We start from the raw sequence: 25,085 nt of genomic DNA on the forward strand, positions 1-25,085 counted from the left end.
CATGATTGTGGCACGCTTTTCCAGGACGATGCCGGCGGGATAGCATCTGATATGGCCGTAAACTCAGAATCTGCGCCTGTACCCTGGTTCGTCCCGTGGCGTAAGCTGTGGGCCGGATACTCGATCGATTCACTTACGCGCCCCGCCGTCATGCGATTCGGGGGATTGGAATTCGACCTAGATGTTAGCCCTCATTTCCATTAGTAGTGTTTCACTGCCGCGGTTTGGGGCGATTTCCCGCGTGTTGGCGACGGTTGCTGTTGTCTTTATGACAAGTGCCGCGCACGCGCAACAGCCCGCCCAAAACACGCTGCGCCCCGACACCATGGCGGCTCGCGTCGCGGCCTGTACGGCCTGTCATGGCGCGCAGGGCCGGGCTGGCGCCGACGGCTACTACCCGCGTCTGGCCGGCAAGCCGCAGGAATACCTGTATCACCAACTGCTGAACTTCCGCGATGACCGCCGCCAGTACCGGCCCATGTCGCATCTGCTGGCCGGCCTGCCCGACGATTACCTGCGTGAAATGGCCGCGTACTTTTCCGAGCAGCACGTGCCGTATCCGCCGCCTGCGCGCGCCGACGTGTCCAGCGCCACACTGCAAGCCGGCCGCACGCTGGCCATGCAGGGCGACGCCGCGCGCGGCTTGCCCGCCTGTGCGTCCTGTCATGGCGCCGCGCTCAGCGGCCTGATGCCCGCCATCCCCGGCTTGCTGGGCTTGCCGCGCGACTACATCGGTTCGCAGATCGGCAGCTGGAAAAACGGTCTGCGCCGCGCCGCCGAGCCTGACTGCATGGCGGACATCGCCAACAAACTCACCCCCACCGACATCGGCGCCCTGGCGGCGTGGCTGTCGTCTCAAACTGTCGTCGAGCCGTATGCGCCCGAAGCGGCGGGTTCGCTGAAACTGCCCGCGGAATGCGGCAGCCAGGCGCAACGCTGACCGGGGGCCGCGATGTCACTCATCAAACGAATCCTGTCTGTGGTGCTGTTGGCTGTGGTCATTGCCGTGGGCGGCCTGTATTGGCTGGGCACGCGTGATGACGCCAGCACAGGGCCTGCCGCGGCGGCGGCCGACGCGTCCACACTTGTCGAGCGCGGCCGCTATCTGGCGCTGGCCGGCAATTGCATGGCTTGCCACACGAGCCGAGGCGGCAAAGCCTTGGCCGGCGGCACGCCGATACCCACGCCGTTCGGCACCGTGTACGGCCCGAACATCACGCCCGACGACAAGACCGGCATCGGCACCTGGAGCGCGGACGATTTCTGGCAGGCGCTGCACAACGGAAAATCCAAAGACGGTTCGCTGCTGTACCCGGCGTTCCCGTACACGGAGTACACACGCGTCACGCGAGCCGACGCCGATGCCTTGTACGCATACCTGCGCAGCGTGGCGCCGGTCAGCCAGCCCAATCGGCCGCCCGAGCTGGACTTCCCCTACGACCAGCGCGCTTTGCTGGCCGCGTGGCGCGCGCTGTATTTCAAGCCGGGCGTACAAGAGGCCGACGCCAGTCAGTCCGTGCAATGGAACCGGGGGCGCTACCTGGTGGAAGGGCTGGGGCATTGCGCCGCTTGCCACACGCCGCGCAACCGGCTTGGCGCGACGCGTTCGTCCGAGCCGCTGACAGGCGGCGTCATTCCGGTGCTGGATTGGTACGCGCCGCCGCTCACGAACGATATGCAGACGGGCATGGGCCGCTGGTCGGCGGCTGACATTGCTGCGCTGCTCAAGACCGGTATCTCGGCGCATTCAAGCGCCAGCGGCCCGATGGCCGAAGTGGTGCTGGGCAGCACGCAGCACCTGACTGATGACGACGCGCTGGCGATTGGCGTCTACATCAAGTCGCTGCCCGCGACGCCGGCCTCGCTGCCTCGGCAGAGCGTGGCGGTAGCGCCCGCCGCGATGGAGTTGGGCAGCAAGATCTACAGCCAGCAATGCGCGCAATGCCATCAACCGAAGGGCGAGGGCAGCGGCACCGCGTGGCCCGCGCTGGCGGGCAACCCCACGGTGACGGCGCCGTCGCCGGTCAACGCGATCCGCATGGTGCTGGATGGCGGCTACGCGCCCGCCACGGCAGCGAACCCGCGGCCGCATGGCATGCCGCCATTCGGGCAGATACTGAATGACAGCGATATCGCCATGCTGGTGTCCTACATCCGGAACAGCTGGGGCAACGAGGCCGGTGGCGTGACGGCGCTTGAGGTAAAGCGGGCGCGGGCGGCGTCTACGTTGAATTGATGCGCGGCTAGCGTGCGGGCCTGACGGCGCGCGCGCACGCCTCGCGCGCCAGCTCGCCCAGCACGCGGATGGCGGCCTCGTGCGACGCGTTCCAGGGGTGGCCGTAGTTCAGGCGCAGCGCGCTTGCGAATTGTCCGCTTGCCGAAAAGATCGGGCCGGGCGCCACGCTGATGCCGCGCGCCAGCGCCTCACGATGCAGGGCCAGCGCGTCCACGGCGGCGGGCAATTCCACCCACAGGAAGAAGCCGCCTTGCGGACGCGTCACGCGCGTGCCGGCGGGAAACTCATGCGCAATCGCATTGGCCATGCGCTCTTGCTGCGTTTGCAGCGTGTCGCGCAACCGGCGCAAGTGACGGTCATAGCCGCCTTGCTCCAGGTATTCAGCAATTGCGCCTTGCGCGGGGCCCGATGCCGATAGCGTGGACGATAGCTTCAGCCTTTGCACACGTTGCGTGTACCGGCCGGCAGACGCCCAGCCGATGCGGTAACCCGGCGCCAGGCATTTCGAAAACGACGAGCAATGCAGCACCAGCCCAAGCTTGTCGTAGGCCTTGGCGGGCACCGGGCGCGCCGCGCCGAAATACAGTTCGCCGTAGACGTCGTCTTCGATCAGCGGGATGTCATGGCGCGCCAGCAGTTCCACCAACTGCCGCTTTCTGTCGTCCGGCATCAGGCTGCCCAGCGGGTTCTGGAATTGCGTCATCAGCCAGCACGCCTTGGGCGCATGCCGCTTGATGGCCGCTTCCATCGCGGCAAGGTCTATGCCCGTGCGCGGATGCGTGGGCACTTCCAGCGCCTTCAGCCCTTGGCGCTCCAACGCCTGCAACGCGCCGTAGAACGTGGGCGCTTCGACGATGACGGTGTCGCCGGGTTGGGTCACGGCTTGCAGGCACAGGTTCAGCGCTTCCAGCGCGCCATTCGTGATGACGATATCGTTCGCGGGTACGTTCATGCCGCCGATCAGATAGCGCAGCGCGATCTGCCGCCGCAGGTTCGGATTACCCGGGCTCAGGTCTTCGACGGTGTCCAGCGGGTCCTGGCGTTTCAGATGCGCGGTCATGGCTTGCGCCAGGCGGGGCAACGGAAACAGCAAGGGCGAAGGGAAGGCGGACCCCAACGGCGTCACGTCGCGATTGCGCACGGAGCCCAGGATGTCGAAGATGCGTTCGCTGATGGCGAGTTCGGTGGATTCGCCGTCAGGGCACGATGCGCCCGGTTCAGGCGGCAGGGATTCGGCGGGGGCGTGGACGTAATAGCCCGAGCGTGGCTGGGCGCGGATCAGGCCGCGCGCTTCAAGCAGGTAATAGGCCTGGAATACCGTCGACGGGCTGACCCCGCGCGCGGCGCAGGCGTCGCGCACCGAGGGCAGTTTGTCGCCCACGCGCATCACGCCGTCCCGGATCGACTTGGCGATCTCGTCGGCCAGGGTTTCGTACAGGCTCACGGTGCCGCAAAGCGACGCGCGTTCATTTGCTGCTTTGCAGGATCGCCATGGCCTGGCGTTCCATGAACTCGCCCAGCGTATCGATGCCGCGCAACTTCAGTATCGTGTTGCGCACGGCGGCTTCGACCAGCACGGCCAAGTTGCGGCCAGCGGCCACTTGCAGCATCACCTTGCGCACGGGCAGGCCCAGCATGTCTTGCGTGATGTCTTGCAGCGGCAGGCGTTCGAACTTGTCTTGCGCGGTGGCGCGCACCAGATGCACGATGAGCTTCAAACGCATCTTCCGGCGCACGGAGGTTTCACCGAAGATGGTGCGGATGTCGAGCAGACCCAGGCCACGCACTTCCAGCAGATTTTGCAAAAGCTGCGGGCAGTGGCCTTCGATCATGTTGGGCGCGGTGCGCGAGAATTCCACGGCGTCATCGGCCACCAGACCGTGTCCGCGCGAAATCAGTTCCAGCGCCAGTTCGCTTTTGCCCAGGCCCGATTCGCCAGTGATCAGCACGCCCAACCCCAGCACGTCCAGAAACACACCGTGCACGGTGGTGGTGGGCGCAAGCTTCTTGCCCAGATAGATGCGCAGCAGATCAATCAGCTGCGCCGCAGCTACCGGGGTGGACAACAGCGGCACCTGATGCTGATCGCATTGATCAACCAGATCTTGCGGGGGCGTCAGGCCGTCAGCCAGAAGAATGGCGGGCACGCCGCCGATCAGCAGCTCGTCCATGTGGTGCATGCGGCGGCGCAGGTCAAAGCGCGTGTAATACGCCAGCTCTTCCTGCCCGAACACCTGGATGCGCGAGGGGTGGATCAGGTTCAAGTGGCCGACCAGGTCGGCGGCCGCCATGCCGTCATCGGGAATGGCGCGGTCTGCCGCGCCTTGGCCCGAAATCCAGTTAAAGGGGATTTTGTCGGCGTTGTCGTCGACGAGTTCCTGCACCGTGAGCATGGCAGCGTTTCCGCGTGGTCAGAGTTGGCCGGTCGTGAGCATTCTGTGGACGATGGCCGGATCGGCCTCCGTGGCCAGGGCTTCACGCAATGCCTTGTTCGACATGAGCTGCGCGAGTTCGGCCAGGATGTCCAAGTGCTGCTGCGTGGCCGTTTCCGGCACCAGCAGACAGAGCAGCATCGACACGGGTTGCCCATCGGGCGCGTCAAAGGAAATGGGCTGCGCCAAGCGGATGAACGCCGCCAGCGCCTGCTCAAGTCCCTTTACTCGGCCGTGAGGAACGGCTACGCCCTGCCCAAGAGCAGTGGAGCCAAGACGTTCCCGGGCAAACAGGCTGTCGAACACGAGCGCTCGTGCCAAGCCATGGTTGTTTTCAAAAAGAAGGCCAGCTTGTTCGAACGCCCGTTTCTTGCTCGTTGCGAGCATATCGAGCACGACGTTGCCGGCGGGTAGGATGCGCGACAAATGATTCATCGGATCATTATATGGTTATATGACGCAGTGCAATAAATTGGCCTCGTGCGGCGCCCATTGCGTGGGCGGCCGACGGCATGGCAAGAGCGACAGCATAGACTGATCACGGCGGATTGTGGGCATTCCGGCCACGCAAGCCCCGCCAATCGCCCGGATTGCACCGGATTCCGCGGTAAAAGCGGCAAAGCGCGAACGCAACGCAGATCCGCCGGCAGGACCGGGAATAAAGGGACAAAGCTGGGGAGGGGTGGTGCAGAAGGGAGTCGTGCAGGAGGGGATAGTGCAGGAGGGGAGTCTTGCCGATGCCCCGGCTGGACTGACGTCTAGCGGGACACCGGGACTTAGGCAGGATTTTTCAATCGCTGTTTAACTCAATCGCTCAGGGCGAGTGATCATGAAGCGCGTTACTGCTGGGGTGGCGAAAGGTTCGCCGCTTGCCGCTTCACGGACTCCGCTGAGTGACTACGTACCTTGTCCTTGTGCTTGATGACCTGACGGTCGACTTTGTCAGCAAGAAGGTCTATGGCTGCATAGAGGTTTTCATCGGTTGCTTCACAATGAATGTCCTTACCGCTTAGACGCATGGTGATTTCGGCTCTATGCCGCAGGGGCTCTACTGAGAGCATGACCTGGGTATCGATGACGTGATCGAAATGCCGCAGCACTCGCGCCAATTTGTTCATGACATATTCCCGGATTGCCGGGGTGACGTCGAGGTGACGACCGCAGATGCTCAGGTTCATAGTGTGCTCTCCTTCTAAAAGAGAAAAAATGGTTGCGCAAAATGCGCGGTGAGGTCGTTAGGCGTTCTCCTTGATTGGGTGGGTGCGTTTAGTACTAGTGTATAGACTCGGGCCGATAAAACAAGCTGACCTAGCGCAAGAACATGGCATTTTTATGGCGCAAGCCCTAGGGAGTATTTGCCTTTGCCCGAGGGGGGCCTAGGGGTCTTCCCCAGGGCCTGTTACATGCGGAAGTGCTCGCCCAGATAAACGCGTCGAACGGCCGGATCGCCCACGATTTCATCGGGGTGGCCGTCGGTCAGCACCTTGCCTTCGCTGATGATGTAGGCGCGGTCGCAGATGCCCAGCGTTTCGCGCACGTTGTGGTCGGTGATCAGCACGCCGATGCCGCGGCCCTTCAGGAACCGCACAATGCGCTGGATTTCAATCACGGCGATGGGGTCCACGCCGGCAAACGGTTCATCCAACAGAATGAAGCGCGGGCTGGTGGCCAGCGCCCGTGCAATTTCCACGCGGCGGCGTTCACCGCCCGACAACGAAATCGCGGCGTTGCTGCGGATGTGGCCAATCTGGAGCTCTTCCAGCAAGGACTCCATCTGCTCGTTGATCTTCGGTGTGGACAGCGGCCGGTCATCAGGGCCCAGTTGCAATTCGAGCACGGCGCGGATGTTCTGTTCGACCGTCAGGCGGCGGAACACGGACGCGTCCTGCGGCAGGTACGACAGGCCCATGCGCGCGCGCTTGTGAATCGGCATCGCGGTGATGACGGAGCCGTCGATTTCGATGCGGCCGGCGTCCGCCGGCACCAGGCCGACGATCATGTAGAAGCTGGTGGTCTTGCCGGCGCCGTTGGGGCCCAACAGGCCGACGACTTCGCCGCTGACCACGGACAGGGATACATCCTGCACCACGGTCCGGCCGTTATAGGTCTTGCGCAAACCGGTTGCGCGCAGGCTGCCCTGCTTGACCCCCGAGGGGGAGGAGGTCACGGGTGTCGGCACAGAAGGTTGATTCATCGTGGGTGCGTATGGTGTTGCAGGGGGGGGCGCTTTAGCGCCCTTTCTTGGCGGCTTGCTGCTTGCGGCATTCAGCCACGGCGGCATCCGACTTGGCGCGCGGTTCGGCCACCGAGCGCACCCGGCCGCCCGCCGCAGCGGAGTTAGGGCCGCCCTGGGCTTCGTAGGTGCCGGTTTTTTCGTTGTAGCGTACCCGTTCGCCGCGAATCGTGTCGAACGGTTTGCCACAGACGTAACGGATGACGACGGCCTGGCCGATCAGGTCGAACGTGCTCTTCGTGCCGTCATATTCGGCGCGCAAGCCCTTGCCTTCGATGAGCTCGAACGTTTCGGGGCGTTCCTGGCGGATCGTCACGACTTTGCCCTTGTTGGCGGTGGCCGTGCCGTACTGGCCGCCTTGCGCGTCTTCGTGCATTTCCAGCGTGTCGGACGTCAGCGTCATCAGGCCGCGCGTCATGTTCACGTTGCCGGTGAACACGCTTTGTTTCTTCACGTCGTCGTAGTGCAGCGTGTCCGACAGGATCAGCGTGCTGGGCTCTTCAGCGGGGGCCGCCTTGCTGGAGCCGGCGGCGGGCTTCGCAGCCGCGTCCTGCGCGTGCGCCGGCGCAAACACCGAAGCCGTCAGCAGAACGGCGCCAAGCAGGCGAGTCGTCGGGGCAAGGAGAGTCCGAAGGTCGGTCATGGTTTCTTCTGGTCAGAGTTGTTGGCGGGTATCTCGGTCCGGCGTTGTTGCTTGCCTTCAGAACCGGCAATTTCAACATCCGTCGACGCCGACACCTGCAATTGGCGTGTTTTGTTGTTGTAGTGCATGCCCTTGCCGTTCATCCGCGAACGGCCCTTGATCACCTCGGCGGGCAGGTCGGTAAAGACCACGTCGTCGTCGGGCAGGATGATCAGTTGCTGGCTGCGCACGTCCAGCACGTCATTGTTGGCGTCGGGCTGGCGGTGCACGTGGGCGTCGCCATTCATGACGATGCGCTTGCCGCCTTGTTCCATCACTGCCGTTTTCGAGACGCCTACGGTAATAGGGTTGGCCTCGCGCTGGCCCACCGCGCGGGGCGCGGTGATGTGATACGAGTCATCGTCTGGAAAGTGTTCCGCGTATTCGCCTTCGAGCCGGTTGATGGGGCGGCCGGTGGGGTCGGTGCGCAGCATCACGAAGTTGCGCGACCATGCGTCCATTTCATGGGTGATGCGGCGGGGCGGGTCCACCTGGATGGCGCGCTGCGCGTAATCGGCCGCCCACCACGAGCTGGTGACCAGCACCAGCAGCAGGAACAGCGCGATCAGGGAAGGAAAACGTTCTTTCATCGGGTTCGCCACAAGGGCGGTTGGGGGGTCAGAGCGGTCATTGGATGGCGCCGGGGCCGAGCAAGCCCGGCGCCGCCAGGAACGCGCCCAGGCGTCCCTGTGAAGCCAGCAGCAGATCGCAGCATTCGCGCACCGCGCCGCTGCCGCCCGGTTGCGTGGACACCCAGTGCGCGGCCTGGCTGACATAGCCCGGCGCGTTCGGCACGCTGGCGGCAAAGCCCGCGCGCTGCATGGCCGGCAGGTCGATGATGTCATCGCCCATATAGCCGGTTTGGTTCAGTTGGACACCCGAGCGCTGCGCAAGTTCGGCTAAAGCCGCACCCTTGTCGCGCACGCCCTGCATGACTTCCGCAATGCCCAGTTCGGCGGCGCGGCGCGCCACGATGGGGCCCGAGCGGCCGGTCATCAGCGCCACCGTCAGCCCGCCTTCCATCAGCAGGCGCAGGCCGTGGCCGTCCAGGGCGTTGAAGCGCTTTTGCAGTTCGCCGTTTTCGCCGTAGTACAGGCTGCCGTCGGTCAGCACGCCATCAACATCGAACACCATCAGACGCACGGTGGCGGCGCGGTCGCGCACGGTGGCGGGAATACGGGCAAGCACCAGCGCTTCGGCCGGGTGATTCACGGAAGCAGGAAGAGTCATAGTCATACCACTTTAGCGGCCATCAGATCATGCATATGCAAGGCGCCCAGCAGCGCGCCGTCGGAGTCCAGCACCAGCATCTGGTTGAGCCGCAGCTCGTCCATCTGTTGGGCGGCCTCGACGGCCAGCGCGTCGGGGTTGATGCTGCGTGGCGAACGGGTCATGCCCGCCTCCACGGTCAGACTGCGGATATCGCCATGCCGGGCGATCAGGCGGCGCAAGTCGCCGTCGGTAAAGATGCCCAGCGGGCGGTGCTGCGCGTCGGTCACCACCGTCATGCCCATGCCCTTGGCGGACATGACTTCCAGCGCTTGCGACACGGGCGTGCCGGCCAGCACGATCGGCAAGGCGTCGCCTTGGCGCATGACGTCGCGCACGTGCGTCAGCAGGCGGCGGCCGAGCGCGCCGCCCGGATGCGACCGGGCGAAGTCCTGCGGGCCAAAGCCCCGCGCTTCCAGGCAGGCCACAGCCAGGGCGTCGCCCAGGGCCAGCGCCGCGGTGGTGCTGGCTGTGGGCGCCAGATTCAGCGGGCAGGCTTCCTGCGCCACGCTGCCGTCCAGGTGCACGTCGGCCAGCAGGGCCAGTTCGGATTGCGGGTTGCCGGTAATCGCCACCAGCTTGGCGCCCATGCGGCGCGCCACGGGCAGAATGGTCAGCAGCTCTTGCCCTGCGCCCGAGTACGACACGGCGATCACCACGTCGTCCTTCGTAATCATGCCCAGGTCGCCATGCACGGCTTCGGCGGCGTGCACGAAGAAGGCGGGCGTGCCGGTCGAGGCGAACGTCGCTGCGATCTTGCGGGCGATATGGCCGGTCTTGCCGATGCCGGTGACCACCACGCGGCCACGGCACGCGAGCAGCAGCGCGACCACTTGGGTGAAGGAGTCGTCCAGCCGTGCGGACAGGTCTTGCAGACCCTGGCTTTCGATTTGCAACGTGCGGCGAGCAGATGCCAGCGCGGTATCGGACGATGTAGAGGGATGATCAGTCATTCAGGGATTTTAATATCAGTGGGCGCGTTTGCCCCCGGCAGGGGGGTATGGCATTCTGGCGGCTCTTTTCAACGGCTTTCAATCCTTCACTCCAGGCCCGCTCCATGTCCAGCATTTCCAGCCCCGTCCTTGGCACGCCCTTGTCCCCCTTGGCCACCCGAGTCATGTTGCTCGGATCGGGCGAATTGGGCAAAGAGGTCATCATTGCCCTGCAAAGGCTGGGCGTGGAAGTCATTGCAGTGGATCGGTATGCCGACGCCCCGGGCCATCAGGTGGCGCACCGGGCGCATGTGGTCTCCATGACCGACGCGGACGCCCTGAAGAAGATCATCGAGCAAGAGCAGCCGCACGTTATTGTCCCCGAAATCGAAGCCATTGCCACCAGTTTGCTGGTGGAGCTGGAAGCTGCGGGCGTGGCGCGCGTGACGCCGACCGCCCGCGCCGCCCAGCTGACCATGAACCGCGAGGGCATCCGCCGCCTGGCCGCCGAGACGCTTGGCCTGCCGACGTCCCCGTACCGCTTTGTCGACACCGAAGAAGAATTGCGCGCCGCCATCGACGGCGGCATCGGCTACCCCTGCGTCATCAAGCCCGTCATGTCCTCGTCGGGCAAGGGCCAATCGGTCATCAAGAGCGCCGACGACGTCGCGGCCTCCTGGCGCTATGCCCAGGAAGGCGGCCGGGTGGGCGGCGGCCGCGCCATTGTTGAAGGCTTCATCCGCTTCGACTACGAAATTACCTTGCTGACCGTGCGCGCCCGTGGCGCCGACGGCAAGGTCGAAACCCAGTACTGCGAGCCCATCGGCCACAAGCAGGTCGACGGCGATTACGTCGAAAGCTGGCAGCCGCACCCGATGTCGCCCGCCGCGCTGGAACGCGCCCGGGAAATCGCGCTGGCCGTCACGTCCGACCTGGGCGGGCTGGGCATCTTCGGCGTGGAACTTTTCGTGGCGGGCGACCAGGTGTGGTTCTCGGAAGTCAGCCCGCGTCCGCACGACACCGGCATGGTCACCATGATCACCCAGGCTCAGAACGAGTTCGAGCTGCACGCCCGCGCGTTGCTGGGCTTGCCGGTGGACACCAGCCTGCGCCAGCCGGGCGCCAGCAGCGTCATTTATGGCGGGGTCGATGCCGCCGCCGTGTCGTTCCACAACGTCGCCGAGGCCCTGACCGAGTCCGGCACCGACATCCGCCTGTTCGGCAAGCCCGAGTCCTTCGTCAAGCGCCGCATGGGCGTGGGCCTGGCCGTGGCCGACGACGTTGCCGCCGCCCGCGCCAAGGCCAAACGCGTGTCCGCCGCCGTCTCCGTCAAGGCGGGCTGATTCCCGGGGGCAATCGCTGCCCCGTTTGCTGGACCCGCATCGCCACCGGCCCCTCACAGCCACCCGCCTCACGGCCGGTGGCTGTTTACATGGCGCCTGCTACATCGTCCCCATTTGCGATCGCCTGTCACATCCTCAGGCTAAGTTGACGCTTTCCCACTCGCCCGCCAACACTTGCGCAAATACCCCTATCGATGTTGTGGTTTGCTCTTTCGCACAGTTTGTTCGATAATTTCAGGAATTACTGAAAGCGGTGTAACGGTATCTAACAGCCAAGCCGCACTCTTGACCCTGGCGCTGAACACTCATGGACCTCACCCCTCAAAACGAACGTTTCGTCCTGCACTTTGGCGAAATGGGCAGCCGCTGGGGCGTGAACCGCACTGTCGGCCAAATCTACGCGCTGCTTTTTCTGCACCCTGAACCATTGAACGCGGACGACATCGCCGAGACCCTCGGCTTTTCCCGTTCGAACGTCAGCCTGGGGCTGAAAGAGCTGCAATCGTGGCGCCTGGTCAAGCTGATCCACCAAGTGGGCGACCGCCGCGACTATTTCGAGACGCCCAAAGACGTCTGGGAAATCTTCCGCATCCTGATGGAAGAAAAGCGCAAACGCGAAATCGAACCCACGCTCACCCTGTTGCGCGACACGCTTCTTGAAGGGCCCTCAGGTCCCGATGACGCCTACGCGCAGCAGCGCATGACCGAAATGCTGGAGCTCATCGAACTGTCCACGGGATGGTTCGATGAGGTTCAACGCCTGCCGCCAGAAACCCTTCAGACCCTGATGAAAATGGGTTCGAAAGTGCAAAAAGTACTGGGCTTCGCCGGCAAATTGCGGGGCAAGGGCTAAGTCCCATCCGCCTCGATTTTTCAGGAAACCTCTATGAAGTTGTATCCAACGCTCTTAACATGGCGCCAGCGTCGGCCTGGGAACCATGCCGGTTGCCGCGGCACCTCAACAGCTTGGGAGCGCCCCAATGATTGATCTCGACGTTGTAAATCTGTCGCGATTCCAGTTTGCCGCGACCGCGCTTTACCACTTCCTGTTCGTCCCCCTCACGCTTGGCCTGTCGTTCATCCTGGCCATTATGGAAAGCGTGTACGTCATGACCGGCCGCCCCATCTGGAAGCGGATGACCATGTTCTGGGGCACGCTCTTCGGCATCAACTTTGCACTCGGCGTCGCCACTGGCGTGGTGATGGAATTCCAGTTCGGGATGAACTGGTCCTACTACAGCCACTATGTAGGCGACATCTTCGGCGCGCCGCTCGCGCTTGAAGGGCTGATGGCCTTCTTCCTGGAAGCCACCTTCGTCGGCCTGTTCTTCTTCGGCTGGAACCGCATGTCGAAAGTCAGCCACCTGGTCGTGACCTGGCTGGTGGCCTTCGGCACCAACTTCTCGGCGCTGTGGATTCTGATCGCCAACGGCTGGATGCAGAACCCGGTGGGCGCAATCTTCAACCCCGACACCATGCGCATGGAGATGACCGACTTCGCCGCGGTGATCTTCAACCCTGTCGCGCAGGCCAAGTTCGTGCACACGGTCAGCGCCGGTTATGTGGCGGGCGCGATGTTCGTGATGTCGATCAGCGCCTGGTACCTGCTGAAGGGCCGTCACACCGATCTGGCCAAGCGCTCGATGGCGGTGGCCGCAAGCTTCGGCCTGGCGGGCGCGTTGTCCGTCGTGGTGCTGGGCGATGAAAGCGGCTACCTGACCACCGAACATCAGAAGATGAAGATCGCGGCCATGGAATCCATGTGGCACACCGAGCCGGCGCCCGCGTCCTTCAACCTGATCGCGATTCCCAACCAAGCCGAACGCAAGAACGACTTCGCCATCGAGATTCCCTACGTGATGGGCATCATCGGCACGCGTTCGTTGACCACGCCGCTGCTGGGTATCGACGACCTGATCCTGCGCGCTGAAAACCGCATCCGCGATGGCATGGTGGCGTACGACGCCTTGCAGAAGATCCGCGCCAACCCCAAGGACGTGGATGCGCGCATGGTCTTTGACAAGACCTGGCCGGACCTGGGCTACGCCTTGCTGGTCAAGCGCTATCAGGAAGACATGACCAAGGTCACCGAGGCCGACATCAAGAAGGCCGCGATCGACACCGTGCCCAACGTGGCGCCGTTGTTCTGGGCGTTCCGCATCATGGTGGCGGTGGGCATGTACCTGATCCTGTTCTTCGGCGTGGCCTTCTGGCTGGCCTCGCGCGGCCGTCTGGACAGCCGCCGTGGCTTGCTGAAGGTGGCGCTGTGGAGCTTGCCGCTGCCGTGGGTCGCCATTGAAAGCGGCTGGTTCGTGGCCGAATACGGCCGCCAGCCCTGGGTGATTGAAGGCGTGCTGCCGACGTACTACGCCGCATCCGGCCTGACGATCGCCGACCTGGCCATCAGTCTTGCCATCTTCCTGGTGCTGTACACGGTTCTGCTGATCATCGGCGTGAAGGTCATGCTGCACGCGATCAAGGCGGGTCCGAAATCCGATGGGCCGGTGGCGGGCGCCGCCGCCGATCCTGTGCGCGCCGCCGTGCGCGCCTAAGGGGAGAGAAGCAGATGGATACCCTTATTCCTTTTGACTATGGCACCTTGCGCGTGATCTGGTGGGTGCTGCTGGGCGCCTTGCTGATCGGCTTTGCCGTCATGGACGGCTTTGACCTGGGCGTGGCGGCGCTGCTGCCTGTTGTGGCCAAAACCGACGCCGAACGCCGCGTGGTGATCAATGTGGTCGGCCCCGTGTGGGAAGGCAACCAGGTCTGGCTGATCACGGCGGGCGGCGCTATCTTTGCCGCCTGGCCGCTGTTGTATGCCGCGTCGTTCTCCGGGTTCTACCTGGCGATGATGCTGGTGCTGATCGCGCTGATCCTGCGTCCCGTGGGCTTCAAGTACCGCAGCAAGATGGAAGGCACGCGCTGGCGCAACAGCTGGGATGGCGTGCTGTGCTTCTCGGGTGTGGTGGCGTCTCTGGTGTTTGGCGTGGCGATGGGCAACATCGTCCTGGGCGTGCCGTTCACGTTCGATGCCGTGACGCTGCGGCCCATCTACGAAGGCCACTTCTATCAGCTGTTTGCGCCCTTCGCGTTGCTGGCCGGCGTGCTCAGCGTGGTGATGCTGGCCATGCATGGCGCGGTGCTGCTGGCCTGGCGCACGGAAGATCCGGTCTCGTCGCGCGCCCGCAACTGGGGCCGTCTGGCCGCCTTGCTGACCGCCGCGCTGTTCGCGGCCGGCGGCTTCTGGGTGGCGGGCGGCATCGGCGGCCACACCATCACCAGCGCGGTAAACATGGCGGGTCCGTCCGACCCGATGCTCAAGACCGTTTCCGTGCAAACGGGCGCGTGGATGGCCAACTACGCCAAGTGGCCGTTGATGTGGATCGCGCCCGCGCTGGGTGTGGCGGGGGCCTTGCTGGTGGTGCTGCTGCTGACGGCGCGCGCCAATGTGCTGGCGTTCCTGGCATCCGCGGTGTCGATCGCCGGTGTGATTCTGACGGTGGGCTTTTCGCTCTTTCCGTTCATCATGCCGTCCTCGACCAAGCCGCAGGCCGGCCTGACCATCTGGGACGGTTCGTCCAGCCATCTGACGCTGTGGATCATGGTGATCGCCGTGGCCGTGTTCCTGCCAATCGTCACGCTCTACACCGCCTGGGTGTATCGCGTGATGCGCGGCAAGGTCACGCATGAATCCGTGGGCGACACGCCCAACTCATACTAAAAGGAGCCTCCACCATGTGGTATTTCTCGTGGATACTCGGTCTGGGTTTGGCGTGCGCGTTCGCCATCCTCAATGCAATGTGGTTCGAGCTGCGCGAAGGTCATTCGCATGACCCGCGCGCCAGCCGCGACGACGAGTGAGCGGCGGCGCTAGCAGCCTCGAGCACGACCCTTCGGCCAGTTTGCAGAAACCGCCGCGCGAGCAGTCGCGGTGGTTGATGGCGCTTGCCAAGGCGGCCAGGCTTCCGTTGATGTTGGCAGGCGCCGCACCGCTCGTAAGCGGCGCCTTGCTGGTGGTGCAGGCCTGGTTGCTGGCCAGCGTGCTGGATGCGGCCATCATGCGTGATGTGCCGCGCCAGGAACTGCTGGCCCCCATTCTGGGCATCGCCGCGCTGATGCTGATGCGTGCCTGTATTACCTGGGCCGGCGAGCGTGCGGGCGCGGATGCCGCCGAACGCATCAAGCGCCACGTGCGTCAGTCGCTGTTTGCCCGGATGGTTGCCAAGGGGCCGTACTGGAGCCGGGGCAAGGCCTCCGGCGAATTGGCCAGCGCGGTGGTGGACCAGGTCGAGGCGCTGGATGGTTTCTTCGCCAAGTACCTGCCCGCCATGGCGGCGGCCGCCATGTTGCCGGTGGCGTTTTCGGTTTTGCTGCTGCCGGTGGATGTGGTCGCCGGCCTGGTGCTGCTGATCACCGCGCCGCTGATTCCCCTGTTCATGGCCTTGGTGGGGTGGGGCGCAGAAGGCGCCAGCCGCCGCCATCTGCGCGCGTTTGCCCGCTTGTCCGGCTTCTTCGCGGACCGGCTGCGCGGCTTGTCCACGCTGAAGCTCTATGGCCGCGCGGATGCCGAAGCGGCGTCCGTCGTGGCCGCCAGCGACGCGCTGCGCCAGCGCACGATGTCGGTGTTGCGCATCGCGTTCCTGTCGTCGGCCGTGCTGGAATTTTTTGCCGCACTGGGCGTGGCGGGCGTGGCCGTATATATCGGCCTGACGTATCTGGGATTCCTGGATGTGCGCTGGTCGCCGCTGACGTTGCAGGCGGGCTTGTTCTGCCTGCTGATGGCGCCGGAGGTCTACGCGCCGCTGCGCCAGTTCGCCGCGCATTATCACGACCGCGCCACGGCGCTTGCCGCCGTGACGCAAATTGCCGTGTTGTTCGATGGCCTGCCGCAAGACGAAGCCGTGGCGCAGACGCGCATCGGCCACGCGGCTGCTCCCGCATCGGCATCGGCATCGGCATCGGCATCGGAACCCGCATCGGCACCTGCATCGGCACCCGCATCGCCATCCACATCGGCATCATCGGGCGCCGCGTTGGCGCTCACCGGGCTGACGGTAACGGCGCCCGGCCGGGGGCTGGCTGTATTGTCGGACGCAACGCTGCGCCTTGCCGCGGGCGAGCATGCCGCCTTGATGGGACCCAGCGGCATTGGCAAATCCACCCTGATTGAAGCGATTGCGCGGCTGCGCCCCAGCCAGGGTGATATCCGCATTGACGGGAAGCCCTTGGCCGATTGGGACGAAGCTGGCCTGCGCGGCCGCGTGGCGCTGATCGGACAGAAGCCGCAATTGCTGGCCGGTTCCATTGCCGACAACATCCGGCTGGGTTGCCCCGACGCCGCCGATAGCGATGTGCACGACGCGGCCCGCCGCGCCTGCGTGCTGGAGTTTGCAGAGGCCCTGCCGCAAGGCTTGAACACCCCGCTGGGCAGCCGAGGCCACGGCCTGTCGGGCGGGCAGGCGCAGCGCGTGGCATTGGCGCGCTTGTTCCTGCGCGACCCCGGGTTGATCCTGCTGGACGAACCCACCGCGCATCTGGACGAGGCCACGCAGTCGCGCGTGCTGGATGAAATTCTTGCGTTCGCAGCCGGGCGTACCTTGCTGCTGGCAACGCACTCGCCCGCCGTGGCGGCCCGCTTTGGCCGGGTGCTGCGCGTGGCGGGCGGAAAAGTGGAAGACGCATGAAGAATCTGTTGTTGCTGTTGCCGCTGTACGCGCGTCGAAAAAGCGGGCTTTTACTCGCATTATTTTGTGCGCTGGCTACCGTTGCGGCGGGCGTGGGCTTGCTGGGCGTGTCCGGCTGGTTTTTGACGGGTGCTGCGCTGGCGGGCGCGGGCGGCATGTTCAACCTGTTTGCGCCGTCGGCGCTGGTGCGCGGCTTGTCTTTCCTGCGCATCGTGTCGCGTTACGCCGACCGGGTGGTGGGGCATTCCGCCACCTTGCGTCTGCTGGCCGATCTGCGCGCGACCGTGTTCGGCGCCTTGATCCGGCTAACTCCACGCCAGTTGGCGCGCTATCGCAGCGGCGATCTGGTGGCGCGCATGACGGGCGACGTCGATGCGCTGGATACCGTCTTTCTATTTGTGCTGGCGCCGTTGGCGACGGCCATTTTGGGTGGCGCGGTGCTCACCGCCGTGTTGGGCATGTGGGTGCCGGCCGCCGCGCTGGCGGTTGCGCTGGCGCTGCTGACGGCCTGCGTGCTGGTGCCGTGGTGGTTGCTGCGCGCGGCGCGCAAGCCCGGTGTGGCCGCGCAGGAAAGCGCTGCCGGCTTGCGTGCGGCCGCGTTGGATGCGGTGGACGGCCATGCGGACATGGTGGCGCTGCATGCGCAGGCGCAGACCGCTGCGCATTTTGAACGCCTATGCGAAGCCAGTGCGCAAGCGCGCCGTACCCAGGCGCGCGTGGCGGCCCGCGGGCAATGGTTTCTGCAAGCCGCGGCCGGCATTTCGGTATTGGCGCTGCTGTGGTTCGGGCTGGCGACGCACGAAGCGGGCGGCATCGAAGGGCCGGTGCTGGTGGGCCTGCTGCTGGCGGTCATTGGAATCTTTGAAGTGGCGGGCCCCATCATGCGTGGAGCGTCCCGCATGGGTTCGGCGATGTCGGCGGCGGCGCGTATCCGCGATGTGACGCAGAGCCAACCTGATATGCAAGACCCCATCGCGCCGCTTGCCTTGCCGTTGAACGGCACGCTGGAATTGAACAGCGTGAGCTTTCGCTACCCGGCACGCGAGACGGAACAGGCGGCGGCAGTGTTGGAGGGTATCGACTTGCGCGTGGAACCCGGCGAGCGCGTTGCGATTGTCGGCGCCAGCGGCGCGGGCAAGTCCACACTGCTGCACCTGATCCTGCGCCTGGAAGACCCGCTAGCCGGGCAAGTGCGTTTCGGCGGTTGCAATGCGCGCGATGCGGCGCAAGCCGATTGGCACCGGCGTATTGCGTTGTTGTCGCAAGATGCGCCGGTATTTCTGGGCACCCTGCGCACGAATCTGCTGATTGGTGACCCCGATGCCGACGACGCCGCCTTGTGGCGCGCGCTGGACGCCGCCCGGCTGGGGGATTTTGTGCGCGGTCTGCCAGATGGATTGGACACCTGGGCAGGGGAAACCGGTTCGCAATTGTCGGCAGGGCAGGCGCGGCGCTTGTGTCTGGCGCGCGCATTGTTGTCGCCCGCCGCCGTCATCGTGCTGGACGAACCCACCGCCGGGCTGGATGCTGCGGCCCAAGCCGACTTCTTCAATGACCTGGAAGACGCGGTGCGGGGACGCACCGTTATCTTGGCCACGCACGCCGATCTGCCCCCCGGCGCGGTGCACCGTTGCCTGGAACTGCGCAACGGACAATTACATGACTTGTCACGGCAGGCGGCAATCCTGGCTTAAGCGCGGTGGCAAGGTTATAGTTCGCCTTGCTTCAATTCTTCAGGGCCGCCTTCCATGCAGACCGACAACGCCGAGTACATCCGGCGCACCATCCGAAGCGTTCCGGACTGGCCCCAACCCGGCGTCATCTTCCGCGATATCACGCCGGTATTGCAGGACCCGCGTGCCTTCCGGGTGCTGATCGATCTCTTCGTTTACCGCTATATGCGCCAGCGCCTGGATTTGGTGGCGGGCGTGGATGCGCGCGGCTTCATCGTGGGCAGCGTGTTGGCCTATGAGCTCAATCTGGGGTTCGTGCCCGTGCGCAAGAAGGGCAAGCTGCCGTTTCGCACGGTGGCCGAGGAATATTCGCTGGAATACGGCAATGCGGCGGTCGAAATGCACACAGATTCCGTGCGCACCGGTCAACGCGTACTGCTGGTGGATGACCTGATCGCCACCGGCGGCACCATGCTGGCCGCCATCAAGCTGCTGCAACGCCTGGGCGCCAATGTGGTCGAAGCCGCAGCGATTATCGATCTGCCCGATCTGGGCGGGTCGGCCAAGGTGGCCGAGACGGGCACGCCGCTTTATACGGTCTGTCAGTACGACGCGGCTACGCCGTAAGCTGGCACGCGTTCATTGACGCTGTAGTGCACACCGCCGGTCACGCCGGAATTCACGCCGTAATCCAGGCCGCGCCTCGCGCTCCTATCCTCAAGAATCCGACAACCTGGGCTGAATGAAGTCCAGGAACGCCTTGGTTTTTGCGGGCAGCATGCGCGAGGGCAGCAGGGCAAAGAGGGGCAGGGGCGTCAAGCTCCAGTCCGGCAGCACGCGCACCAGGCCCGATTGCTTGATGGCGCGTTCCATCGCATCGAACACCAGCAAGGGCGTAATGCCCAGGCCCTGGCTCGCCAGCCGGCCCAGCATGCCCACGTTGTTCGCCGACAGGCGGCCCGACACCTGCACGCGTTCCACCTTGTCGCCCGAATGCAGCATCCAGAACGAGGACTCCTCACGCATCGTGGGGCGCAGGCATTCGTGGTGGGTCAGGTCGGCCGGCACGCGCGGTTCGCCATGGCGCGCCAGGTAGTCGGGCGACGCGTACAGCTGATGCGCCATCAGCACAATCTTGCGCGAGATCAGGCTGGAATCCGGCTGCTGGCCGAAGCGCAGAATCAGGTCGAACGGATTGCTGATGGGGTCGATCGGACGCATGCTCAGATCGAAGTCGCATTCGATATCGGGATGCTGTTCGCGGAATTCGCTGATGACCGCGGGCAGAAATAGCTGCGCCAGACTGGTGGGCAGCGAGATGCGCAGGCGGCCTTTAGGCTGCACCGCCATGTCCAGCAACTGGTCGTGCGCAATGCGCGCTTCTTCCACAATGTGCCGGCAACGTTCGAAGTAGATGGCGCCGGCTTCGGTCAGGTCGATCTTGCGCGTGCTGCGGTTCAAGAGCCGCATGCCAACGCTGCGTTCCAATTCACTGACGCGGCGCGAGAGCGTGGATGTTGGAATATTCAAGGCTTCCGCGGCGTGGCTGAAGTTCTTGCGCTTGGCGACTTCGACAAAGAGCGCGATGTCGTTAAGCTGGATATCCATGGGGCCCTCGAGACTCAAAATTCCATTTCTGGCAGATTTGTATGATAAATGGATTTATTGTCCCGCCAGCAGAAATGTCTATTTCCTTGTGAGGGATAACGCGTTGCCTGAATGGCGAGCTTCACGTTCCGTTACCTAGCTGGCATGTGGCTGAACGCTGGCAAGGCTTGCGCCGCCTGTGTGTACGAGGGGATTGCGCAATAAACGCGCAGCAAACGTGCATCACCCGCCGGATACAACATGCAATTGTCCCATCCGTGCAAATATGTTCACCAAAATAAGGGTTTTTACTAGGCGCGATTCCCCAGATACTTCGTCCCAGCAATCAAACAGTCACATTCGCAACTGCCAGCCTGGCAGCAGACGGTGTGCAAGGTTTAGGATGGAGTCATCACAATGAAAGCCCTAGCAACTGCACTCATGGTTACCGCAACCCTAGTGGGTATGTCCGCCGCTCACGCCGATGGCAAGACGCGTGAACAGGTCCAACAAGAACTGCAAGCCGCCAAGGCCGCTGGCCAGGTCACGTTTGGTGAACTGGATTACCCGCCCGCCACCGTGCAGCAAACCGGTCTGACGCGCGACCAGGTTCAGCAAGAGCTGCAAAGCGCCAAGGCCGCTGGCCAGGTCACCACCGCTGAACTGGACTACCCGCCCCGCGCCGCCGTGTCGCAATCCGGCGGCAAGACCCGCGAACAAGTCCGCCAGGAATTGGCTGAAGCCAAGGCTCGCGGCGAATACACCTTCGGTGAACTGGACTATCCGCCCAAGGGTAAGTAAGTGCCGGGGCGCACGCCCTGAACCGAGGTCACGAGAAACCCCTTGAGACGCCGAGGGGTTTTTTATTGCCGAAGCATCGTGCCGCGGGGTGATCCGGGTCGTGAGCCGGGTCGTGATGCGGGTCGTGATCCGGGTCGTAAGCCGAGTCGTGAACAGTGTGGCGTTTTTGCCGCATCACTGTTCGCGCCGGGCAACAAGTTCTGTCGGCAAAAGTGAGGGAGGTGATCCTGCCTACGCAGGCCTGGCGCCCAATTGCGAGCAAAGATTCATATTTGTTTTCAAAGCGTTAACGACGCATTCCCGCTGGTTTCCAGACTGTTGCGCGTGTCAGCGGATCGTCATTATCCCAACCATGGAAAGTAGTTCGTCGAAATCCGTGTTACTTCGGATCGCCGCACGCCGGACACTAGATTTAGTGCAGACGCCGCTTGCTTGTTCGCAGCGGCACGCCACGGCGCCGTCGACAGGACGGCGCTTTGGCGGATGCCTTTCATCTCGCCATTTTGGGGACTTATATGAAGAAGACGCTATTGGCCGTCGCGTTGCTGGCTGGCTTTGCCGGCGCCGCGCAAGCCGCCGACTCCGTGACGCTGTACGGCTTGATCGACGCCGGTGTCGGCTACGAGCAAGTGAAGTTCAACGGCGTGTCGCAAAGCCGCATCGGCGGCGTTCAAGGCGTGAGCAGCGGCTCGCGCTTTGGCCTGCGCGGCACGGAAGATCTGGGCGACGGCCTGCGTGCCGTGTTCACGTTGGAAGGCGGCTTCGGCCCCATGAACGGCAAGTCGGCCCAGAACGGCCGCCTGTTTGGCCGTCAAGCCACCGTGGGCCTGGATAGCGATTCCTGGGGCCGTCTGGAATTCGGCCGTCAGACGAACCTGGCGTCGAAGTACTTCGGTTCGATCGACCCGTTCTCGATCAGCTACAACACCGCCAACATGGGTACGACGTTCGGCAGCGCCAACACGATGCGCCTGGACAACATGGTGCTGTATCAAACCCCGAGCCTGGGTGGCTTCAAGGTGGGCGTGGGCTACTCGTTCAGCGCGGATGACACCGTCAGCGACACCACGCAAACCGGCTTCGCCACGGGCAACAACAACCGTGTGCTGACCGCCGGCGTGCAATACGTCAACGGCCCGCTGAACCTGGCCGCCGCTTACGACCGCTTTGACCCGACGAACAATCGTGTCGGCGGCAAAGATTCGGCGCGCATCCAGGAATACATCATCGGTGGTTCGTACGACTTTGAAGTCGTGAAGCTGGCGGCCGCTTTCGGCCAGACGCGTGACGGCTGGTTCGTTGGCCAGAACATGGGCACGACGCCGGAAGGCATGAACAACCTGGGCTCGTTCAAGCTGGCTGACGGCTTCCGCGCGAACTCGTACATGATCGGCGCGACCGTGCCGCTGGGCCGCCACGCCATCTTCGGTTCGTGGCAGCGCGCCACCCCGGGCAACGACAAGCTGACGGGCGACGACGCCACGTTCAACGTGTATAGCCTGGGCTACACCTACGACTTCACCAAGCGCACCAACCTGTACGCGTACGCCTCCTACGGCGACAACTACGCGTTCCAGCACGACGCCCGCGACACCGCGGTTGCCGTGGGTGTGCGTCACCGGTTCTAAGCGGCGGCGCGCCTGGCTGGACCTTGCTGAATGCGCGGCTTATCTCCGTGAGCCGCCGAGTGACAGCGAACCCCCCCCTACTTGGGTCCAGGCAGGCGCAGCTGATAATTAGAAGGGCAGGGCCTCCGCAAGGAGGCCCTCTCGCATTGGGGCGGCGCTAATGGAAAAACGCTACAGGAACAACTTGTAGGCCGGGTTTTCGGTCTCGTTCCAATGCGGGTAGCCGAGTTCGGCCACGAACGTGCGGAACTGCTTCTTGTCCGCCGGCGGCACCTGGATGCCAATCAGGATGCGGCCATAGTCTGCGCCCTGGTTGCGGTAGTGAAACAGGCTGATGTTCCAGTCCGGATTCATCGCGTTCAAAAAGCGCATCAGCGCGCCCGGACGCTCGGGGAATTCAAAGCGGTACAGCAGTTCATTTCGCGCCAGGGCCGAATGTCCGCCGACCATGTGGCGCAAGTGCGTCTTGGCCATTTCATCGTGAGTCAGGTCCAGCGTGTCAAAGCCATGACGCCGGAAATTCGCGGCGATCTTGTCGGGTTCGGCGGCGGACGACACCTGGATGCCGACAAAGACATGCGCGCGGTCCGCATCCGAAATGCGGTAGTTGAATTCCGTGACGCTGCGCTCGCCGACCAGCTCGCAGAAGCGGCGGAAGCTGCCGCGTTGCTCGGGCATGGTGACGGCGAAGACGGCTTCGCGCATTTCGCCGACTTCGGCGCGTTCGGCCACAAAGCGCAGGCGGTCAAAATTCATGTTGGCGCCGCAGGCGATCGCCACCAGCGTCTTGCCTTTCAGATGGTGCTCGGCGGCGTATTGCTTGGCGCCGGCCACCGCCATCGCACCCGCCGGTTCCAGCACGCTGCGGGTGTCCTGGAACACATCCTTGATGGCGGCGCAGATGGAATCGGTGTTGACGACAACGAAGTCATCCACGTACTGGCGCGTGAGCTTGAAGGTTTCCGCGCCCACCATCTTGACGGCGGTGCCGTCCGAAAACAGCCCGACATCATTTAGCTGCACGCGGCGGCCCGCGCGAATGCTGCGCAGCATGGCGTCGGAATCTTCGGTCTGCACGCCGATGATCTTGATCTCGGGGCGCAACTGCTTGATGTACGCGGCCACGCCCGAGATCAATCCGCCGCCGCCAATCGCCACGAAGATGGCGTCGATGGGGCCGGGGTGCTGGCGCAAGATCTCCATGCCCACCGTGCCTTGGCCGGCGATGACGTCGGGGTCATCGAACGGGTGGACGAAGGTCAGCTTCTCTTTCTTTTCCAGCACTTGCGCGTGCGCAAAGGCGTCGGTGAAGCTCTCACCCGCCAGCACCACTTCGCCGCCCAGCCGGCGCACGGCGTCAACCTTCACCTGCGGGCTGGTGGTGGGCATGACGATGACAGCGCGGCAGCCCAAACGGCTGGCCGCCAGCGCCACGCCCTGCGCGTGGTTGCCGGCGGATGCCGCGATCACGCCGCGGTTCAGCGCGGCTTGCGGCAGGTTGGCCATCTTGTTGTACGCCCCGCGCAGCTTGAAGCTGAACACCGCCTGCGTATCTTCGCGCTTGAGCAGGACGGTGTTCGCGATGCGCGCGGACAGCTGGGGCGCCGCTTCCAGCGGCGATTCAACCGCGACGTCGTAAACCTTCGAGGTCAGGATGCGTTTCAGATAATCAGTGGACATGGACTGCGCAGAGAGCAAGAGTGGGGACGTGGGCACGATTATTGCAGGGAAAGCCGCAACGCCTGACTGGTTTGTGCCCGCGATGACGCGCCATGGACGCGAAAGGCCGGATCGATTCCCGATCGTCATGCGCTGCTACGCGGCTACACTCGCTCATCATGGAAGAAAGCCTCTTATCCGCTGTTCACTGGCTCCTGGGGATGCTGGCGCTGCCCTCGGTGGGCTTGTCGGCCATCTTTACGGTGTCGCTCGTGTCCGCCACCTTGCTGCCGTTGGGTTCCGAGCCCGCGGTGTTCGGCTACATCAAGCTGTCGCCCGATATGTTCTGGCCGGCGGTGCTGGTGGCGACAGCCGGGAACACAATCGGCGGCGCAATCAGCTACTGGATGGGCCTGGGCGCCGAAAAGGCCTTTCAGCGCTGGAAAGAAGGAAAGGCCCCCACGCCGCACCCGCCAGGCGGGCTTGCTGCCCCCCAAGGGGGCGCTCTCCCCTTGGGGCGGCCCGGCGGGGAGAGTCACCCACACCCTCATCCGAATGCGACGGAAGGCGGCCGCATGCGTGGCCGCTGGAACGAACGCGCCCACGACTGGCTGCACCGCATGGGTCCGCCCGCTTTGCTGCTGTCCTGGTTGCCCGCCGTGGGCGACCCGTTATGCGCCGTGGCCGGCTGGCTGCGCCTGTCGTTCTGGCCTTGCGTGCTCTATATGGCCATCGGCAAATTCCTGCGCTATCTGGTGATGACGGCCGGTTTGCTCTGGTTCTTTCCTGGCCAAATCTAGCGCTGACTTCGAACTTAAAACGGGGACGGTTCAAGCCGGTTTCCCGCCGCTTTTGGCCGGCTTCCTAGGGGTATTAGGGGTCAAGTCTGGCCAATGGCATAAAATAATTTTTTATGGGCCCCTCTT

General features: G+C 64.1%; 24 protein-coding genes. 13 read left to right on the forward strand and 11 right to left on the reverse strand.

The window, feature by feature from the left end; genetic code table 11:
* Positions 1 to 181: 181 nt before the first annotated feature.
* Positions 182 to 940: a c-type cytochrome gene (locus tag ACFZAI_RS01285; RefSeq protein ID WP_391565219.1), complete on the forward strand. Its 759-nt coding sequence runs from the start codon at positions 182 to 184 to the stop codon at positions 938 to 940.
* Positions 941 to 952: 12 nt separating this feature from the next.
* Positions 953 to 2,236 carry a c-type cytochrome gene (locus ACFZAI_RS01290; protein ID WP_391565220.1) on the forward strand — a complete coding sequence of 428 codons (1,284 nt, stop codon included), beginning with the start codon at positions 953 to 955 and terminating at the stop codon, positions 2,234 to 2,236.
* 7 nt (positions 2,237 to 2,243) lie between these two features.
* On the opposite strand, the gene ACFZAI_RS01295 is transcribed toward ACFZAI_RS01290, so the two are convergent.
* The 9 genes from ACFZAI_RS01295 to ACFZAI_RS01335 form a co-directional block, all read right to left on the reverse strand.
* Complete coding sequence (locus ACFZAI_RS01295) at positions 2,244 to 3,680, reverse strand: PLP-dependent aminotransferase family protein (protein ID WP_391565221.1); 1,437 nt, start codon at positions 3,678 to 3,680, stop codon at positions 2,244 to 2,246.
* Between the two features lie 22 nt (positions 3,681 to 3,702).
* A complete protein-coding gene (gene hprK, locus ACFZAI_RS01300; protein WP_006216298.1) occupies positions 3,703 to 4,629 on the reverse strand; it encodes an HPr(Ser) kinase/phosphatase in 927 nt (308 codons plus the stop codon).
* Between the two features lie 18 nt (positions 4,630 to 4,647).
* Positions 4,648 to 5,103: a PTS sugar transporter subunit IIA gene (locus tag ACFZAI_RS01305; RefSeq protein ID WP_391565222.1), complete on the reverse strand. Its 456-nt coding sequence runs from the start codon at positions 5,101 to 5,103 to the stop codon at positions 4,648 to 4,650.
* Between the two features lie 404 nt (positions 5,104 to 5,507).
* Positions 5,508 to 5,846 carry a ribosome hibernation-promoting factor, HPF/YfiA family gene (gene hpf / locus ACFZAI_RS01310; RefSeq protein WP_050446225.1) on the reverse strand — a complete coding sequence of 113 codons (339 nt, stop codon included), beginning with the start codon at positions 5,844 to 5,846 and terminating at the stop codon, positions 5,508 to 5,510.
* 221 nt (positions 5,847 to 6,067) lie between these two features.
* Positions 6,068 to 6,862: an LPS export ABC transporter ATP-binding protein gene (gene lptB / locus ACFZAI_RS01315; RefSeq protein WP_391565223.1), complete on the reverse strand. Its 795-nt coding sequence runs from the start codon at positions 6,860 to 6,862 to the stop codon at positions 6,068 to 6,070.
* Between the two features lie 34 nt (positions 6,863 to 6,896).
* Entirely contained in the window at positions 6,897 to 7,544 is a 648-nt protein-coding gene (gene lptA / locus ACFZAI_RS01320) for a lipopolysaccharide transport periplasmic protein LptA (protein WP_391565224.1), read from the reverse strand.
* Positions 7,541 to 8,173, reverse strand: a complete 633-nt coding sequence (gene lptC / locus ACFZAI_RS01325) for an LPS export ABC transporter periplasmic protein LptC (protein WP_391565225.1) — start codon at positions 8,171 to 8,173, stop codon at positions 7,541 to 7,543. Before lptC ends, lptA begins: the two co-directional genes overlap by 4 nt.
* Positions 8,174 to 8,210: 37 nt before the next feature.
* The gene (locus ACFZAI_RS01330) at positions 8,211 to 8,819 is read right to left on the reverse strand and encodes a KdsC family phosphatase (RefSeq protein WP_391565226.1); all 609 of its coding nucleotides are present in this window, start codon (positions 8,817 to 8,819) and stop codon (positions 8,211 to 8,213) included.
* On the reverse strand, positions 8,816 to 9,805 hold the full coding sequence (locus tag ACFZAI_RS01335; protein ID WP_391565227.1) for an SIS domain-containing protein: 990 nt from the start codon (positions 9,803 to 9,805) through the stop codon (positions 8,816 to 8,818). Before ACFZAI_RS01335 ends, ACFZAI_RS01330 begins: the two co-directional genes overlap by 4 nt.
* Positions 9,806 to 9,909: 104 nt before the next feature.
* Here ACFZAI_RS01335 and purT point away from each other — a divergent pair, with 104 nt between their 5' ends.
* The 8 genes from purT to ACFZAI_RS01375 all read left to right on the forward strand — a co-directional run bounded on the left by purT (position 9,910) and on the right by ACFZAI_RS01375 (position 19,111).
* The gene (gene purT / locus ACFZAI_RS01340) at positions 9,910 to 11,127 is read left to right on the forward strand and encodes a formate-dependent phosphoribosylglycinamide formyltransferase (protein WP_391565228.1); all 1,218 of its coding nucleotides are present in this window, start codon (positions 9,910 to 9,912) and stop codon (positions 11,125 to 11,127) included.
* 307 nt (positions 11,128 to 11,434) lie between these two features.
* Positions 11,435 to 11,980: a GbsR/MarR family transcriptional regulator gene (locus ACFZAI_RS01345; RefSeq protein ID WP_391565229.1), complete on the forward strand. Its 546-nt coding sequence runs from the start codon at positions 11,435 to 11,437 to the stop codon at positions 11,978 to 11,980.
* Between the two features lie 127 nt (positions 11,981 to 12,107).
* Positions 12,108 to 13,679, forward strand: a complete 1,572-nt coding sequence (locus ACFZAI_RS01350) for a cytochrome ubiquinol oxidase subunit I (protein WP_391565230.1) — start codon at positions 12,108 to 12,110, stop codon at positions 13,677 to 13,679.
* Positions 13,680 to 13,693: 14 nt separating this feature from the next.
* Entirely contained in the window at positions 13,694 to 14,848 is a 1,155-nt protein-coding gene (cydB, locus tag ACFZAI_RS01355) for a cytochrome d ubiquinol oxidase subunit II (RefSeq protein ID WP_391565231.1), read from the forward strand.
* Between the two features lie 14 nt (positions 14,849 to 14,862).
* Entirely contained in the window at positions 14,863 to 14,988 is a 126-nt protein-coding gene (cydX, locus tag ACFZAI_RS01360) for a cytochrome bd-I oxidase subunit CydX (protein ID WP_006216286.1), read from the forward strand.
* 77 nt (positions 14,989 to 15,065) lie between these two features.
* Positions 15,066 to 16,811, forward strand: coding sequence for a thiol reductant ABC exporter subunit CydD (gene cydD, locus ACFZAI_RS01365; protein ID WP_391565232.1), 1,746 nt, complete (start codon positions 15,066 to 15,068; stop codon positions 16,809 to 16,811).
* Positions 16,808 to 18,505 carry a thiol reductant ABC exporter subunit CydC gene (gene cydC, locus ACFZAI_RS01370; RefSeq protein ID WP_391565233.1) on the forward strand — a complete coding sequence of 566 codons (1,698 nt, stop codon included), beginning with the start codon at positions 16,808 to 16,810 and terminating at the stop codon, positions 18,503 to 18,505. The genes cydD and cydC overlap by 4 nt, the downstream gene beginning before the upstream one ends.
* 54 nt (positions 18,506 to 18,559) lie before the next feature.
* Entirely contained in the window at positions 18,560 to 19,111 is a 552-nt protein-coding gene (locus ACFZAI_RS01375; RefSeq protein ID WP_391565234.1) for an adenine phosphoribosyltransferase, read from the forward strand.
* Positions 19,112 to 19,201: 90 nt separating this feature from the next.
* On the opposite strand, the gene ACFZAI_RS01380 is transcribed toward ACFZAI_RS01375, so the two are convergent.
* Positions 19,202 to 20,092 carry a LysR family transcriptional regulator gene (locus tag ACFZAI_RS01380; protein ID WP_391565235.1) on the reverse strand — a complete coding sequence of 297 codons (891 nt, stop codon included), beginning with the start codon at positions 20,090 to 20,092 and terminating at the stop codon, positions 19,202 to 19,204.
* Positions 20,093 to 20,488: 396 nt separating this feature from the next.
* On the opposite strand from ACFZAI_RS01380, the gene ACFZAI_RS01385 reads away from it, so the two are divergent.
* Entirely contained in the window at positions 20,489 to 20,872 is a 384-nt protein-coding gene (locus ACFZAI_RS01385; protein WP_332609705.1) for a DUF4148 domain-containing protein, read from the forward strand.
* A gap of 515 nt (positions 20,873 to 21,387) precedes the next feature.
* Entirely contained in the window at positions 21,388 to 22,500 is a 1,113-nt protein-coding gene (locus ACFZAI_RS01390; RefSeq protein ID WP_391565236.1) for a porin, read from the forward strand.
* Between the two features lie 171 nt (positions 22,501 to 22,671).
* On the opposite strand, the gene ilvA is transcribed toward ACFZAI_RS01390, so the two are convergent.
* Positions 22,672 to 24,180, reverse strand: coding sequence for a threonine ammonia-lyase, biosynthetic (ilvA, locus tag ACFZAI_RS01395; protein WP_391565237.1), 1,509 nt, complete (start codon positions 24,178 to 24,180; stop codon positions 22,672 to 22,674).
* A gap of 158 nt (positions 24,181 to 24,338) precedes the next feature.
* Here ilvA and ACFZAI_RS01400 point away from each other — a divergent pair, with 158 nt between their 5' ends.
* Positions 24,339 to 24,959, forward strand: a complete 621-nt coding sequence (locus ACFZAI_RS01400) for a YqaA family protein (protein WP_391565238.1) — start codon at positions 24,339 to 24,341, stop codon at positions 24,957 to 24,959.
* Positions 24,960 to 25,085: the final 126 nt, after the last annotated feature.

The sequence above is a fragment of the Achromobacter sp. NPDC008082 genome (genome assembly GCF_042957345.1).
Taxonomy (GTDB): domain Bacteria; phylum Pseudomonadota; class Gammaproteobacteria; order Burkholderiales; family Burkholderiaceae_B; genus Achromobacter; species Achromobacter kerstersii_A.